This window comes from Gemmata obscuriglobus (assembly GCF_008065095.1).
GTDB classification, from domain to species: Bacteria; Planctomycetota; Planctomycetia; order Gemmatales; family Gemmataceae; genus Gemmata; species Gemmata obscuriglobus.
This window is the reverse complement of sequence record NZ_CP042911.1, coordinates 8263756-8279147: the sequence shown is the minus strand read 5'-3', so window position 1 is coordinate 8279147 and position 15392 is coordinate 8263756. Positions and strand designations below refer to the sequence as shown.

Here is a 15392-nt window from a genome sequence, read left to right as displayed (position 1 = left end):
GGATCACGCGACCGCGGCCCACCCGCGCGGGTCTGTCACGGGGGTACGCTCGCGTCACGAGCGGCACCCCCGGACGGGCCGGGCGACGGGCCGCGAGCTACCGCCCCGCGGGCCATTCGCTGCCCGTCCGCTGGTGCTCCGCTACCACCGGGCCGCGCCCTCAAAACCCGGATAACGCTCCCGGGCCGACCGCGAGCGGCTTTTCACGTGAGCCAAGATGTATGCCGCAAAATGCGTCTGGAAATGTTGTTGTGACGAAATCGGCTCGGTACGCGGGCTCAGCTTTTTTGGACGAGAGACGCCCCGCCGGGGCTATTCGGACGGCCTCGGCGACCACGCAAAGAATCCGCGACGAGAGCGAACCCGGTGCCGCGACACCTACAGTACCCGGCACATCCGCACGACGGGCCACTCGGGCGTGCGTTCCTGGGTCCCGGCGAACGTCCGTGCGGCTCTCCTCATTCACACATGAACCCGCGACGGGTGTCGCTTTTGTTGACCAGCCGCGACCGCCCGGTCAACAAAAGCGACGCTACCATCGGAGCCACGACGGCCCCGACGAAACAGTCGCGAAGGATCACAACTTTTTGGTCGAGACAATGGGTGCCACTATCGTCCGGTGCCGCACAAGCATGTGTTCGCGGAGCGACCACCCAGACCAACTGGTGTTACGCCTTGCGCGGCTCGATCTTATCCTTCCCGACCCACGGCCGCAGCACCTCCGGAATCACCACCGACCCGTCGGCTTGCTGGTAGTTCTCGAGGATCGCCACCAGCGCCCGCGTACACGCGACGGCGGTCCCGTTGAGCGTGTGGGCGAACTTGGTCCCCTTGAACCCCTTCCCCTTGTACCGGATGCCGAGCCGGCGGGCCTGGAAGTCGGTGCAGTTCGAGGTGCTGGTGATCTCGCCGTACGCGCCGCCGGTGCCGCGGCCGGGCATCCACGCCTCCAGGTCGTACTTGCGGTACGCCGGGCCGCCGAGGTCGCCGGTCGCGGTGTCGATCACGTGGAAGCACAGCCCCAGTCCCTGGAAGATCTTCTCTTCGAGGGCGCGGATCTCCTCGTGGATCGCGTCGCTGGTCTCGGGCGTGCAGAACGCGAACATCTCCACCTTGGTGAACTGGTGGACCCGGTACAGCCCCCGCGTGTCGCGTCCGGCGGCGCCGGCCTCGGTGCGGAAGCAGTGCGACAGCCCCACGTACCGCTTCGGCAGCTCGGCCTCGTCGAAGATGCGGTCGCGGTGCATCCCGCCGAGGGTGATTTCGGCCGTCGCGATCAGGCAGAGGTCGGTGTCCGCGACCGTGTACACCTGGCGCGTGTCGGGGTTCGGGTCGCGGGGCATGAACCCGATGCCTTCCAGCACCTCGACGCGGGCCAGGTCCGGGGTGATGATCGGCGTGTAGCCGGCCTTCACCGCGGTCTGCATCGCGTACTGCACGAGGGCGATTTCGAGCAGCGCGGCCTCGTTCTTGAGGAAGTAGAACTTCTGGCCCGCGACCTTGGTGCCCGCCTCGAAGTCGGCGAGGTCGAGCGCCTCGCACAAATCGACGTGGTCCTTCGGTTTGAAGTCGAACGCGCGCGGCTCGCCGAACTGCGCCACCACCTTGTTCGCGTCCTCCCCGCCGACGGGGGCCGCCGGGTGCGTCATGTTCGGGATCTGGAGCAGATTCAACGTCAGATCGTCCTTGACGATCTTCAGTTCGGCGTCGATGACGCCGACCTCTTTGTCGACGGCCGCGCCTTGGTCCTTGAGGGCCTGTTTCTCTTCGGCCGTCTTCGCAGTCGGGAACTTTTTGCTGATCTCGTTCTTCTTGGCAGCGGTCTCGCCGCGCGTCCGTTCCAGTTCCTTGCGCTTCTGCTCGAACGCGATTACTCGGTCGACGGCCACGTCGGACACGCCGCGGTTCTTGCAGTTGAGCTTTACGGCGTCGGCGTTGTCGCAAATGAATCCGGCGTCGAGCATGACCTTGTTCCGTTTGGCTGCGGTGTAGCGGGTTCATCAGACAGGATAGGACCCGCGCCAGGCGGGTTCACCAGATCGGGGCGTGGCCCAGCATCCGGCGGAGCAGCGCGACCTGCCCGCAGTGGATCATCTCGTGCAGCGGCGCGTAGCGCAAGGCGCCGAGGCGGGTGCCGAACAGCGGGTGCGCGGCCAGCGGCGCGAGGTCGAGGTCCGCGTCGGGGTACGCGGGCAGGTCTTCCATCACGCGGGCGTGAACGGCGTCGAAGACCGTGAGGATTTGCTCCGCGGTGTACCCGGTGACGGCCGCCGGCAGCGCCTCGCGCCCGAACATCGCGATGAACGCGTCGGGAATGAGCGCCTCGTCTGCGGCCGTCCGCGGGCGCAGGCGCGCGAGGCACAGCCGGTATTCCGACGACGCGAGGTGCCCGACCTGCCACGCGATGTGTGACACGCTCCCGGGTGTGACCGTGAACCAGTCGCCCGGCGGCACGCTCACCGCCCGCTCGCGGGTGTAGCGGCGGGCGAAGTCGATCTGCTCCAGCGCATCCATGAGGCGAGACATCGGTATCAACCCGGAGCCAGTCGTTTCGAGTTGGTATGGCGTACCTATGCAGTGGGCGTTGGGTGCGGACCTCTGCGCTCCGTGAGCGGACGCTCGGGGCGCGCAACGCCGGGGCAGGCAAGCCCGCGGAGCGAAGCGGATGCGAGGAGCGACCGCTCGCGGCGCGCTGAGATATTATCACGGATTGGACGCGGCGGCGCGCTGAGTAACGGGGCAGCGGCAAAATGAGCCCGAATCGAGCCATTCCGACCACGAACCCGCTCCTGCCGCTCGCCATACCCACCGCACCCACCGGCACCGAACCCAAACCGTGATAATACCTCTGCACTCCGCTAACGGACCACAATTAAACCTGAGCGTGGCGAACTCGGAACTCGAAACGCCTGAACTCTTCTTGGGTGCGGACCCAGAATCAGGTGCCGGAGCGGCGCAAACAGCGGTTCGCCGGGCGTCGCGTGGTTGGGGCCGGCGCCCAGCTCGACTGTCACGTGAGCCAAGACCTCGGTTGCGCACAGGCACTCGGGCATTCGCGATTGGGTTTCGGCGGTCACCTCGGTTATACACGGGCGATACTTTTAATGTGATCGTTAAGCCCTCTTATCGCCGCAACAACTCAGTTGCTATAAAATCCCGGTTCACTGCCAAACGCTGCCAAATGTGCCGTTTTCTTATTCACCGCAGAGCCCCCAGATGCCCATTAGCAGCCCTTTTCGCGCCGCATTCCAGATCGAAGAGTTGGAGCCGCGCTTCACCCCGGTGCTGGCCAACACCAGCTTGGCCCCGCTCGTCGCCGCCGGGACCGGGTACGACGGCGTGGTGCTGATCACCACGACGTTCGGCGCGGACACGTTCACCGGCACCGGCTTCCTGCTGCCCGACGGGCGGCACATCCTCACGGCCGCGCACAACTTCACCACCCCGGGCACCGGGACCGTCGGGATCACCGCGGCGGCCCGCGTGTCGTTCGACATGCCGACCGCTGGCCGCATCGACATCGACGTGCCGGTCGCCGGGGTCACCGTTCACCCCGGGTACACCGGCGGCAACGAGAACGACCTGGCGGTGGTGACGCTGCCGGTGCTCGCCCCGTCTGGGCCGACGGGGACGCTCGGGGCCGAGCGGTACGCGATCTACCGCGGGTCCGACGAGGTCGGGCAGGTGGTCACGATCGTCGGGTACGGGACGATCGGGACCGGGACCACCGGCCAGCAGACGAACGAGGACCTGACCAAGCGGATGACCCGGAACCGGTACGAGACGCTGGGCGACCGGATCAACTACGGCGGCACGCAGGCGCTGATCTACGACTTCGACAACGGCCTCGCCGCCAACGACGCGCTCGGCCGCATCCTCGGCATCAACGACCTCGGGTTGCCGGACGAGGGCACCGCCGGGCAGGGCGACTCGGGCGGCCCGGTGTTCGTCACGGTGAACGGGCAACTGTTCGTCGCCGGGACCACCACTAGCGGCCCCGGGGTCGGGAACCCGGACAACCCGGCCCGGCTGAACCCGGCCGTCGAGGCCGGGTTCGGGACCCTCTCGCACGACACCCGGCTGTCGTTCCACCAGACCTGGATCGACGCCAACTCGGCGTCGCCCGCGGCCCAGGTGCTGGACCTCCGGTTCCAGGTCGCCGGGCGGGACGCGGCGGCCGACCAGATCCTGGTGCGGGTCACCGGCGCCAACCTCGAACTGCTGGTCAACAACCAGGTGTACCAGACGGTCCCGGTGGCCGGCGTCACGTCGCTGACGCTGGTGGGCGCGGGGACCGGCACGCCGTTCGAAACCACGGCGACGATCGACGCCTCGGTGCCCCTCGGGCTCGCGGTCACGTACCAGCGCATCCTGACGGCCACTGACAACCGGGCGGGCGGCGGCACCTCGTCCCCGCCGGGCGGGGCGGCGGCCCTGCCGGGGCCGACCCCGGCCGGCGCCACGGGCGTGCCGCGGACCAGCCTGCCGGTCAACCTGGAGTCGTTCCCGAACGCGATCAGCCCGACGGACCTGGTCGCCGTCGGGGCCGGGGCGGGCGCCGACCCGCGGGTGCTGGTGGTCAACGCGACCACCGGGGCGGCCGTGCGCGACATCGTGGCGTTCGCCCCGACGTTCCGCGGCGGGGTGCAGACCGCGGTCGGGGACCTGACCGGGGACTTCGTCGACGACGTCATCGTCGCCGCCGGCGCGGGCGGCAACGGGCACATCAAGGTGTTCGACGGGGCCACCGGGGCCGAGGTCCGCAGCTTCCTCGCGTTCCCGGGGTTCAACGGGGCGGTCGCGGTCGCGTCCGGCGACGTGAACGGCGACGGGGTGGACGACATCGTGGCGGCGGCCGGGGCCGGGGCGGCGGGCGGCCACGTGAAGGTGTTCGACGGGGCCACCGGGGCGCTGCTCCGCAGCTTCTTCGCGTTCGGCAGCGGGTTCCTGGGCGGCGTGAGCGTGGCCGCCGGGGACGTGAACAACGACGGGTTCGCGGACATCGTCACCGGCGCGGGGGCCGGCGGCAACGGGCACGTGAAGGTGTTCGACGGGGCCGCCGGAACCGAGACCCGCAGCTTCTTCGCGTACAGCGGGTACACCGGGGGCGTGTTCGTGGCGGCCGGGGACGTGAACGGCGACGGCGAACTCGACATCCTGACCGGCACCGCGGCGGGCGGGCACGTGAAGGTGTTCGACGCCCTGGCCCGCACCGAGCGGCTCAGCTTCCTCGTCGGGGGCTCGGCGGGCGGGGTCCGGGTCGCGGTCGCCGACGCGGACGGCGACGGGCTGTCGGACCTGGTCACCGGCACCGGGGCCGGCGCGAGCCCCAGCATCCAGGTGTTCGAGGGCGAAACCGGCGGGCGGCTCAAGGCGCTCGAGTCGTTCTCGGCCGGGTTCCTGGGCGGCGTGTACGTCGGCGGGCGCGGCTGAGGCGCCCCGGCCGCACCCGCCCGCGGGGCGCGGAAAGTAGTAGTAGTGCAAAGCGATTCGGTCCGGGGTCACTCCCGGACCGCGGGACCGGCACTCGGTTCGATGCGGCCGGACCGAACCCACACCCCGGCCGCCCGCCGGTCTCGTCACGTCCGGGCCGCAACCGCAAGAACACCGAGCAAGGGCCGGGAGTGTTGCGCGGGACGAAACGGTCCTATGCTATCGGGCGAAGCCTTGCACGCTAAAGAGGTTCCAGAAGTTCCAAGTTCCAGGTTGGGAGCGGTCTCGGCAAAAGCCCCAGGCCGTTCTTGCCCCTTTCGCTTTACGTGGAACGTGGAACGTGAGACGGCTGGAACGACTGGGCTCGGCAAAAGAGGGGCGCGTCGAATGGCGGAGACGTTCACATTCTTCTGGAAGCATCGCCTCAGCCAGTGGCACCGCGCCCCGTTCGTCATCTGCGGTGTGACGTTCACGCACGCCGAACAGTACATGATGTACGCCAAGGCGCTGCTGTTCGGTGACCGCGAGACCGCGGGCAAACTCCTCGCCGCCGAGACGCCGCGGGAGCAGCAAGCCCTCGGCCGCGCGGTGCGGGGGTTCGACGAGTCCGTCTGGGTGCTGTTCCGCGAGGGCATCGTGTTCGCGGGCAACTACGCTCGGTTCGGCCAGAACCCCGACCAGCGGGAGTTGCTGTTCTCCACCCGCGGGACCACGCTGGTCGAAGCGTCGCCGCACGACCGGGTGTGGGGCATCGGGCTTTCAGCCGACGACCCGCGGGCCCGGGACCGGTCGCGGTGGCTGGGGCTCAACCTGCTCGGCGCGACACTGACCCGTGTCCGCGAGGCACTGCTGTTCGAGTGCGGCCGGGCCGAGCAAAGGCCGGCCGAACCTGGCGCGGCACCGGACCACGGCCCGTAGCTTGCTTCCCGCACCGATCGCGGCGTGTGCGGCGCAGGCAAGCCGTTCGTTCGGTGAGGAGACGCAGAATGCCCGAGTACAAGAAGCTCATGAAGCTGATCGCCACACAGACGGGCACGAAGTTCCGCGCCGCCTCGTCACCCGACCTGGCTGAACTCCGGGCGCTTCGGCTGCCCGGTCCGGTCGTGGATTTCTACGCCCGGCACGAGCCGAGCGAGTGCGCGGAGGGCCAGGTTCGCCTGTGGCCGATCGCCGATGTGCTTCGAGAAAACCGCGACCTCATCCCCGGGGCCTACGTCGCTCCGCTCGGTTACGTGGTATTCGCGACGACGCTCTGCGGTGACGCGTACTGCTTTGACGTTAACGTCACCTCGCCGGAGGGCGAGCCGCGCATCGTTCTCATCTCGCACGAGGCGGTCCGGAAGGACATCACGGCCGAGAGGGCGCAGCAGCTCGCGAAGTCGGTGGCTCGGGACCTGCACGAGTTCCTGGAGAAATTCGAGCAGATTGAGTTGGACGAGGAGTGCGTCTACTGACCGGCGCCGCAGTGCCGCCGCGCCGAACCTGGCGCGGCACCGGACCACGGCCCGTAGCTTGCTTCCCGCTACTTACCGGTCGCCGGCGCCGCTCGCTGGTGTCGCGGTCGCGCCCGGTGATCTGTTTGTTCAGCGAGCCGAGGGGCGTTGTGGCGAACCGCAGCTACCTGTACGCGGCCGATGCGTTACCCACCTCGGGGGCCGAGAAGAAGCCGCGGATCGTCGACATCGCCGAATGGAAGTACGACATCCCGATCGCCTTCCGGCTCCTCCTGTCGGCCTAGCCCCGCGCGTGCCGCTCTTTGATCTGGGACGTTCCTGACGAGATCGCCGTTGCGGGTGACTACGAGCAGGGCGTCAAGCGTTTGTTCCGCTTCCTGGACGGTGTCGAGCACCCGGGGATCGCCGGGTTACGGGACGAGGCGCGAGCGTTCCTCACCGCCGCCGAGAACAAGCGGCAGTACTCTATCCTGGAGTGTGGCGAAATCTTCATGATGGACAGCAGGCCGCTCGCCACGCAAAACGACCGGCTGCTAACGGAACTCCTCGAACTGGAATCGAAGGCCCCCGCCCGACCGCCGCGCTGGACATCAACTCGCTCGGCCTCGGAAACTGGTCGAACATCTTGTACTTCGCCCCCGGTGCCGGGTAGCGCCCGGCACCGGGCACCGCTGCGGGGCATTGTGACAGGCGGTTCACCAGCATCACGCCCGAATCGCGCCTGCGGCGACATCAGATCCGGCCATCGAGTTCCGGCCCCGTTACTCGCCACGCGAGCCCGGCAGCGGCCGCTTCAGGTGCTCTTTCGTCAGGCAGACGAAACGAACCGCGAGCGTTCCATCCCGCGCACGCTCGCGCCTTTTACTCCTCGGAGCTACCGATTTCTTCGGATTACGTTCGTCCGTTGCGCATCCTCGGGTACGATGGACAGGGGGCGGGCTTTCTGCCCGCGTCCGCTTGGCGGCCCGACCGGGCCCAGGGGTAGCGATCGTGGCAATGAACTTGTATGTGGGCAACATGTCGTTCTCGACCACCGAGGACGAGCTCCGAGAGCTGTTCTCCCAGTACGGCACGGTAACAAAAGCACAGATCGTCATGGACCGCGAGACCGGGCGGCCGCGCGGGTTCGCCTTCGTCGAGATGAGCGACGGCGGCGAGCAAGCCATCCAGGCGCTCAACGGCACCCAGGTCGGCGGCCGCAGCTTGACCGTCAACGAGGCCAAGCCTCGTGAGGGCGGCGGTGGCGGTGGCCGTGGTGGCTACGGCGGCGGCGGCGGTGGCCGCGGCGGCTACGGCGGTGGCGGCGGTGGTGGCTACGGGGGCGGTGGTGGCGGCCGGCGCGGCTACTAAAACGGTACTCGGACCCGCTTGGGCGCGGCCGGTGGCCGTTAGCCAATGCCGGTCTCGACTACAACGGCCGCCCGGGCACGTTCGTTTGCCCGGGTAGGCGAAACTCAGAACGGCCGTTCCTTCCGGACCGGCTTGCCGAGCGCGGCCTTCTTGATCGCGCGCAGCCGGTTCGCCTCCTTTCGGGTCCGCAGCTCACACGGCTTGACGTAATACTCGTGGGCCCGGACCTCTCGCTTCAGCCCGCTGCGCTCGACCAGCTTTTTGAATCGTCGCAGGGCGGCACCGATCGGCTCCCGATCGTGGACCCGCATTCGCAAACCCATTTCGTCTCCCGGTTGTGGTGCCCGTTGGGGCACGCCACCGTTTCAGTTAAGTAACCACCCGAACGTATTAGGCCGCGAACGTCCTGAGCGGCAGGGCGGGGGGCCGCACTCTTTGCGTGCGCCCATTGGGCGCCGCATGAATTCGGCATTCGAGGCCCACTTCAGCTCTCAAAGCTACTCCTTCCCGAGCACCAAGTCCACCCCCAGCAGCCGCTCGCGCGCCTTAAAAGCCACGCGCTTACGCGCAGGTCACAGGAACGAATTCGCCTCGCTGAGTGGGCTCTGCCAACCACGGGTTGCAACGACGAGCACGGGCACCCGAGCCAAGCGTGACCGTTTTCAGGCGCTCTCGTCCGGCGCGGCCAAGCGAGCGAACGGCCGTTCGCTCGCTTGGCCGCGCCGTAAGCAGATGACACCTGCCGGATCGCTACGGTCCCGCGCACGAGCGTCCGCCAGTCGGTACACTGTACGAACGGCGCCCCCGCGACGGGCGGGCGCGCCGCATCACGGAGACCTGCCCGATGCGCCCTCTCCTTACCGCCGCGTTCTTCGCGGTGCTGCTCGCCCTGCCGGCTGCGACGGCCGAACCGCCCGAGCCGATCACGGGCACCCTGCTTCCGCTCGCGCCGCCCGGCGGCTGGGCTATCACCGCCGACGGAACCACGCTCGTCGTGTCCCAGCCGGAAAAGGGCGAGCTGGTGTACTTCGACACGGTCGCCGAGCGGGAGGTGAAGCGGGTCACGGTCGACTTCAAGCCCGGGCCGATGGCGCTCCAGGGTGACGCGCTGTACGTCGGCGCGAAGGGCGCGTCCGTGGTACACGTCCTGGACGCCAAAACCGGCAAGCCGCGGAAGGAAATTGAGCTCGGCGGGGAGGCGGTGGCGCACCTCGCCTGCCACCCGACGAAAGGCCCGGTGTACGCGTCCTCGGCCACCTATCAGGTCTTCTCGATCGACCCGGCTACCGTGAAGGGGACGAAGACGAAAGCCGTGGGCTACTTCCTCGCGGTGGACCCGACCGACGGGGGCACCCTGTTCACCGGGGTACAACCGCCGCTCGACGAGACCGAGGTGTTCGTGCAGGACCTGCCCGGCGGTAAAATCCGCGTCTTCGTCGACACGTGGGGCCGGCGGGCGTTCGTGCTCAAGTACACGGCCGATGTCAAGGGCGGGCTGAAGTTGGCGTCCGCGCAGCCGAACGCGGCGGTGAACGCGTACTCGCTGGCCGTCACCCCCGACGGGAAGAAGGTGATGATGACCAGCGGCGGCGGGTGGCGGCCGCCGGCCGGCGGCGGGACCGGTGGCGGGTACGTGTGCGCCGCGTTCAACACTGACCGGCTCGAGTCGCGCGTGGGGGAGGCCCCGTCGGGCACCAACATGGCCTTTCACCCGGTGCTCAACCTCGGGGTGCTGAACCAGAACGGCCGGGTGCTGCAACTGTTCAACCCCAAGTCGCTGGTCGCCGGCAAGGCGTTCGAGGTGGCAAAGGGCGCCGACGCCCGGCCGCTGCTGGTCACGTTCGCCGCGAAGGGCACGAAGATCGTACTGTGGAACGGGGACAACCCGCAGAACCCTCTGGAGGGGCTGCACTTCCTGCCGCTGGCGCTGACCGCGGCCGACCGGGCCGCGTTGGAGAAGGCGTACGGCAAGCTGCCGCCCGCCGCGCCGCCGAAGGCGCCGGCCGTCGCGGTCGCCCCGAAATCGCAGGGCACGCCCAAAGGGCCGCGCCCGCCGGTCACGCCGAAAACGCCCACGCCCACACCGCCCCCGACGCCGGAGCCGCCCGCCCCGAAAACGCCGCCCGAGCCGGCCGCCCCGCTCCCGCCCGGGGTGATCGCCGAGACCGGGTTCAACGGCTCGAAAGGCATCAACGCGAGCGACACGAACCCGCCGTACCCGCTCGGCAAATCGAACACCCGCGGCGGAGCAGGCGAGCGGGGGTGGAGGGGCGTGTGGCCGGCGAGCGAGCGGGCGACGTTCGTAAAGGAGCCGGTCGCAGAAGGCGACGGGGCGCTGTTCCTGACTCCAACGGTCAACTACATTCGCGCGTGGGCCAAGCCACAGAAAGGGCCGTTCGTGGCCGAGGTCAAGGTCCGCTGCCCGGAGGACGGTGGCGTCGCCTGTTACCTCCAGGAGGACGGGCACTACGGCACCGGGCCGTTCTGGCGGATCACAGACGGCCACTTCCGCGCCCTCGACGGCAACGGCTCCGAGAGCGGCGGCACGTGGGTGAAGGTGGCCCCGTGCGAGCCGGACAAGTGGTACACGGTTCGCGTCACCTGCGACGCGACGAAGCAGAAGTGGACGATGGCGGTCGACGACACGAAAGGGGAGAAGGAGTTCCGGTTCCGGTTCAGCCCGAAGGCGCTGAACCAGATCAACTTCCTGGTGGAAGGCAAGGAGTCGATCTACCTGGACGCGATCCGCATCCTGGAGCCGGACGCCAAGAAGTGAACGGGCCGCCGCCACGCGACCGGGGTTCCGCTCCCGGAACCTGATCCGCCCCGGTGGACCGAAGCACCCCACCGGGCCGGCCATGAACCCGCCGACCGGCCCGGCGGCAAACGTTACAGGGCTCGCGGTGCAAAAGTACGGTGAGCCGAGAAGGTCAGTCATCCGAACTCCCGTTGTTTCAATTTCGCGCGACGTTGGCGGGCGGAACACCCGCCCGCCAACGTCACACCCGCCACCGCAGCCGGCGGCACACACGTGACCAACCGGGAGCGACTGAACTCCGAATGGAGCCGGCGCGCGGGGGCCGATCGGCCGGGCCAAAATCGCTCCTTGTCGTTATCCCGGTAGCCGTTACACCCCTTCCCTCATTTCCGCAAAGCCATCAAGCCGCGGCGGAGCCGATCAAGCGCGGCTCGCTCCGATGAACTTCTGGGGTGAGCCGACGAACCGCCTCGGGCCGCGGGTGTCCCCACACGGGTGCTCACATGTGCCTTTCGACCGAAGTCAGCCTCGCGACCGGGACGGCCCTTGTGACGATCGGCGGGCACTGCGCGCGCACGGCCTGGCGCAGGAACCGGGCGTACGTGCCGCTCGCGGTCGTGCCCGTCCTGTTCGGCGTCCAGCAACTCTTCGAGGCCGGCGTGTGGGTCGGCCTGGACCGGGCGTCGCCGGTTCTCGTCAAGACAGCGGCGCTGGGGTTTTTGTTCTTCGCCGCGGCCCTGTGGCCCTGTTGGTTGCCCATCGCGGCGGCCGCGATCGAGGAACAGCGTGCGAAGCGGAAGCTGTTCTACGCGTTCGCGTGGGTCGGGGTCGGGTTTGCACTCACGGTGTACCTGCCGGTTGTGGCCCGCGCGAACGACGGGTTCCGGGTCGTTCCCGTCCGCCACTCGCTGCGGTACGACGTGTCCGGGGTTCCGACCGGCGTCGGGGCGCTTGGGGCGCTCGGGCAGGCGCTGTACCTCGCCGCGGTGAGCGTTCCGCCGCTGCTGTCCCAGGACCGGCGGGTCCGGGTGCTCGGCGCCGGGCTCGTTGCGTCGGCGGCGGTCAGCGAACTGGTGTACTGGTACGCGTTCACCTCCGTTTGGTGCTTTTTCGCCGCCCTACTTTCGCTATACCTTGCCTTCGTCGTGCATCGGGTACCTGAGCCATCAGACACACGTTGCTCGGCAAACGCGCTGGCGGCACCATAGTTGCTCATGCCTCAAGGCTGATCTTTCCTCTTGGAGATTCTGTACGTGGCTAACTCTGTGGCCGTGGCGACAACGCATCCGGTTGACCTCGACACCACCGGTCGACCGGTTCGGCACGGGCCACCAGCTACGCGCTGGGCGACGGTGATGTCGTGGGCGGCGGTGCTGACGGGTGTGTTCGTGCCGCTCGCGGGGGTCGCCGTGGCGGCGGCGCTGGCGTGGCGGAACGGGCTGCTCGGCTGGGCCGATGTCGGCCTGTTCCTGGGCATGTACGTGGCGGTCATGCTCGGCACAACCGTCGGGTTCCACCGGCTGTTCACGCACCGCTCGTTCGAGACCGTCAAGCCGGTTCAGTTCGTTCTCGGGGTGCTCGGGTCGATGGCACTCCAGGGTCCCCTGCTGCCGTGGGTGGGATTGCACCGCATCCACCACCAGCACTCGGACCAGGACGGCGACCCCCACTCGCCGCACGCCCCCGGCCGGCGCGGGTTCTGGGGCCGGTTCCGGGCGTTCTGGCACGCGCACATCGGCTGGGCGCTGCCCGCCGAGACGACCGATTTGGAGCGGTACGCACCGGACCTGCTCAAGAGCCCGATGCTCCGCGCGGTGAACGCGCTGTTCCCGGTGTGGGCCGCCTTGGGAATGCTGATCCCCGCCGGAATCGGGTACGCGCTGGGCGGGTGGCACGGCGCGCTGACCGGGTTCCTGTGGGGCGGGCTGGCGCGGCTGTTCCTGGGGCACCACGCGACGTGGAGCGTGAACTCCGTCTGCCACCTGTGGGGCACGCGCCCGTACCACAGCGGGGACGAAAGCCGGAACAACCCGGTGGTCGGGGTGCTGACGATGGGCGAGGGGTGGCACAACAACCACCATGCTTTCCCCACCTCGGCCCGGCACGGGCTCAAGTGGTGGCAGCTCGACGTGAGTTATTACGTCATCCGCCTGCTCGCCACGGTCGGGCTCGCCTGGAACATTAAACTGCCGACGGCGCGCGGCCTTGAGGTGCGCCGCGCGGCGACTTAAGCGCCTCGGTTGTTCGTACCGGCTACGCCCACACGCCGCGCAGGGCTTCACGGGAGCCGCCGTACCGGTTGCTCCCGTCCACTCACCGCAGTCCGAAGTTCCCTCGCGCGGGTAGCAGGAGCGGGCCGAGCTTGGTGCCGCTGAGCGGCACGGCAACGAACGGCACGCTCCTGTCGAAGTCCGCCCGCTCGCCCGCGGGCATGGCGGCCCGAAGCCCGTGGAGCGTTTCACCACGGCCCAGCTTCCGGCGCGTTCTGGCACATGCCGGTGCCATTTCCGACCGCCGGGTGCCACCACACCACACACAACGCTGTTCATGACCTCGTTCCCTGGGAGCAAATGCACGCATCGCGGGAGCGCTTTTGGAACCGAATTCCGCTTGCCCAGAAGCCACCCGATCGGTTTTTGATGCTCGGATTCGGGGTAGCAACTGCCCAGCGGACCGGTAGCGAATTGCCAGTCGGACGCCGGCGAATGTCCAGTCCGCACCCCGTCACCGTGACGCACGACACTGGTCCTTGCAGCATCGCGACCCGCAGCACGACAGTTCGCGCCGCGTCAATCGCCACCGGTTCCGCACTGTAACCCCCGTGACAGTTCCGCGCGGGGTGCGTTGGCGCCGTGCGCCGCACTGTACCCCCCGTTACAGCCCCGCGCGGCAGTCGTCAGCGGTCCGGGTTCTTTCGGCGCATGCACACGTCGGCCCCGGGACCATTCAGAAGGGGTGTAGCAACGTTTCCTGGTGTTTTTTGGAACCCGTTGGTAAATGAGGAGATCTGCCCCCGAACCGGGAAAGGACGCCCCCGATGTCAACGACGTTCACCGCCGAGAATGCAACGGAAGCGTTGATCTTGGAACAGGCCTTGGCTTACGCCCGGCAACTCGCCCGCACGGCGACGGACGCCCCCGATGGGCAGGTGCTCCGGTTGGCCGAGGCGTGCGTCCTGGAGCAGGGCCGGGAGCTGTTGCGTCGGTCACTGGCGATCGTGTTACAAGCCCAGGCCGAGGGGGTCGAAAAAAAGGGGCCCCGAGCCGCACCTGCGGGTGCGGCACGCGACGCGCCAACAAGGGCCGATCCGACCACCAACTGGTGACCGCCGTCGGCACCATCGAACTCCGCCGCACCTACTTCGTGTGCCCCGGGTGCCGGGACTCGGGGTGCCCGCTGGATGACCGCATCGGGCTGACGGATTCCGTCTCACCCGAGGCGCTGCAGCTGATCGTGCTGGCCGGCGGGAGTTGGTCGTTCGACGCGGCACGCACCAACCGGACGCGGTTCTGTGGGGTCGAAGTATCCGATGAGTTGATCCGTCCGCGCACGTTACGAGAAGGCCCGAAGCTGGCGGCGTTTGGAGCCTCGGCGCCCGAAGCCGCAGTCCCTTTTCGGACCGCTTCGGGGGACATCGAATTCGAGACCGATGCGACCAAGGTGAACACCGTGAGCGGGTGGCGGGACGCGAAGATCGGGATCTTCGTGAAGCGAGTTCCGGGCCCCGGGGCGACGGTTGCCGAGTGGGACACGCGCACGTTGCCCGCCCCGACGGCCCGGTTCGCGTTCGCGGAGGTTGCGGAGAGCGACGCGTTCGCGTCGCAGTGGGTGCCGCGGGCCGAGCACCTGGGGATCGATCCGCAGTCGCGGTTGAGCGTGTTGGCCGATGGGGCCGAGTGGATCTGGAATCGGACCGCCGAAGCGTTCCCCAACGCGCGAGGGGTGTTGGACATCTTTCACGCCCTGGAATACGTGTCGCATGCGGCGAGGGGGTACTTGGTCAATGCCCCCGAGGCGGTGGACGAGGCGACGGCACGAGGCCGAGAGTTGTTACTGGGCGACGGTTACACGGGTGTGGTGGATTGGGTCGGTGAGTTGGGGTTGCACCCGCGCGGGGGCGATGGGGCGTCGTTGGGTGGGATGTTGAACTATTTGGCCGGTCACCAGGACCGGCTGCCGTATGCGTTGCGATTGCGGCGTGGCCAGACGATCGGGAGCGGTCTGATCGAGGGGGCCGCGAAGAACCTCATCGGCCGGCGTCTGAAAGCGAACAACGCGCGGTGGGTGCCGGAGAACGTGAATCGCATCGCGGGCGTCTGCTGCGCCCTCTACAGCGGAACTTGGGACGCGTACTGGGAATCGAACTGACTCGGCAAACTGGGGCGGCACCAGGAAAC

General features: G+C 68.5%; 13 protein-coding genes and 1 pseudogene. 10 read left to right on the top strand and 4 right to left on the bottom strand.

The window, feature by feature from the left end; all coding sequences use genetic code 11:
• Positions 1–668: 668 nt before the first annotated feature.
• Together serS and GobsT_RS34315 are read right to left on the bottom strand one after the other, a co-directional pair.
• Entirely contained in the window at positions 669–1964 is a 1296-nt protein-coding gene (gene serS / locus GobsT_RS34320; protein ID WP_010040619.1) for a serine--tRNA ligase, read from the bottom strand.
• Between the two features lie 67 nt (positions 1965–2031).
• Positions 2032–2526: a DinB family protein gene (locus tag GobsT_RS34315; protein WP_033198392.1), complete on the bottom strand. Its 495-nt coding sequence runs from the start codon at positions 2524–2526 to the stop codon at positions 2032–2034.
• A gap of 690 nt (positions 2527–3216) precedes the next feature.
• Here GobsT_RS34315 and GobsT_RS34310 point away from each other — a divergent pair.
• The 5 genes and pseudogenes from GobsT_RS34310 to GobsT_RS34295 all read left to right on the top strand — a co-directional run bounded on the left by GobsT_RS34310 (position 3217) and on the right by GobsT_RS34295 (position 8237).
• Positions 3217–5433: an FG-GAP-like repeat-containing protein gene (locus tag GobsT_RS34310; protein WP_010040623.1), complete on the top strand. Its 2217-nt coding sequence runs from the start codon at positions 3217–3219 to the stop codon at positions 5431–5433.
• Between the two features lie 387 nt (positions 5434–5820).
• Complete coding sequence (locus GobsT_RS34305) at positions 5821–6351, top strand: NADAR family protein (RefSeq protein ID WP_010040625.1); 531 nt, start codon at positions 5821–5823, stop codon at positions 6349–6351.
• 68 nt (positions 6352–6419) lie between these two features.
• Entirely contained in the window at positions 6420–6887 is a 468-nt protein-coding gene (locus GobsT_RS34300; protein ID WP_010040629.1) for an SMI1/KNR4 family protein, read from the top strand.
• Positions 6875–7393: pseudogene (locus tag GobsT_RS41445) on the top strand (DUF7822 domain-containing protein); the annotation flags it as partial. The gene GobsT_RS34300 and the pseudogene GobsT_RS41445, both read left to right, overlap by 13 nt.
• Positions 7394–7883: 490 nt before the next feature.
• Positions 7884–8237, top strand: a complete 354-nt coding sequence (locus GobsT_RS34295; protein WP_010040634.1) for an RNA recognition motif domain-containing protein — start codon at positions 7884–7886, stop codon at positions 8235–8237.
• Positions 8238–8341: 104 nt separating this feature from the next.
• Here GobsT_RS34295 and rpsU read toward each other — a convergent pair whose 3' ends face one another.
• Positions 8342–8560: a 30S ribosomal protein S21 gene (gene rpsU / locus GobsT_RS34290; RefSeq protein ID WP_029600920.1), complete on the bottom strand. Its 219-nt coding sequence runs from the start codon at positions 8558–8560 to the stop codon at positions 8342–8344.
• 521 nt (positions 8561–9081) lie between these two features.
• On the opposite strand from rpsU, the gene GobsT_RS34285 reads away from it, so the two are divergent.
• The 3 genes from GobsT_RS34285 to GobsT_RS34275 all read left to right on the top strand — a co-directional run bounded on the left by GobsT_RS34285 (position 9082) and on the right by GobsT_RS34275 (position 13226).
• The gene (locus GobsT_RS34285; protein WP_010052785.1) at positions 9082–11013 is read left to right on the top strand and encodes a YncE family protein; all 1932 of its coding nucleotides are present in this window, start codon (positions 9082–9084) and stop codon (positions 11011–11013) included.
• 485 nt (positions 11014–11498) lie between these two features.
• The gene (locus tag GobsT_RS34280; protein ID WP_010052051.1) at positions 11499–12203 is read left to right on the top strand and encodes a DUF6629 family protein; all 705 of its coding nucleotides are present in this window, start codon (positions 11499–11501) and stop codon (positions 12201–12203) included.
• Between the two features lie 45 nt (positions 12204–12248).
• Positions 12249–13226, top strand: a complete 978-nt coding sequence (locus GobsT_RS34275) for an acyl-CoA desaturase (protein WP_232068440.1) — start codon at positions 12249–12251, stop codon at positions 13224–13226.
• 82 nt (positions 13227–13308) lie between these two features.
• On the opposite strand, the gene GobsT_RS34270 is transcribed toward GobsT_RS34275, so the two are convergent.
• Positions 13309–13500: a hypothetical protein gene (locus tag GobsT_RS34270; protein WP_148087980.1), complete on the bottom strand. Its 192-nt coding sequence runs from the start codon at positions 13498–13500 to the stop codon at positions 13309–13311.
• A 532-nt stretch (positions 13501–14032) separates the two neighbouring features.
• On the opposite strand from GobsT_RS34270, the gene GobsT_RS34265 reads away from it, so the two are divergent.
• Both GobsT_RS34265 and GobsT_RS34260 read left to right on the top strand, forming a co-directional pair.
• On the top strand, positions 14033–14320 hold the full coding sequence (locus GobsT_RS34265) for a hypothetical protein (RefSeq protein ID WP_010052054.1): 288 nt from the start codon (positions 14033–14035) through the stop codon (positions 14318–14320).
• A complete protein-coding gene (locus tag GobsT_RS34260; protein WP_109571416.1) occupies positions 14317–15363 on the top strand; it encodes a hypothetical protein in 1047 nt (348 codons plus the stop codon). The genes GobsT_RS34265 and GobsT_RS34260 overlap by 4 nt, the downstream gene beginning before the upstream one ends.
• Positions 15364–15392: the final 29 nt, after the last annotated feature.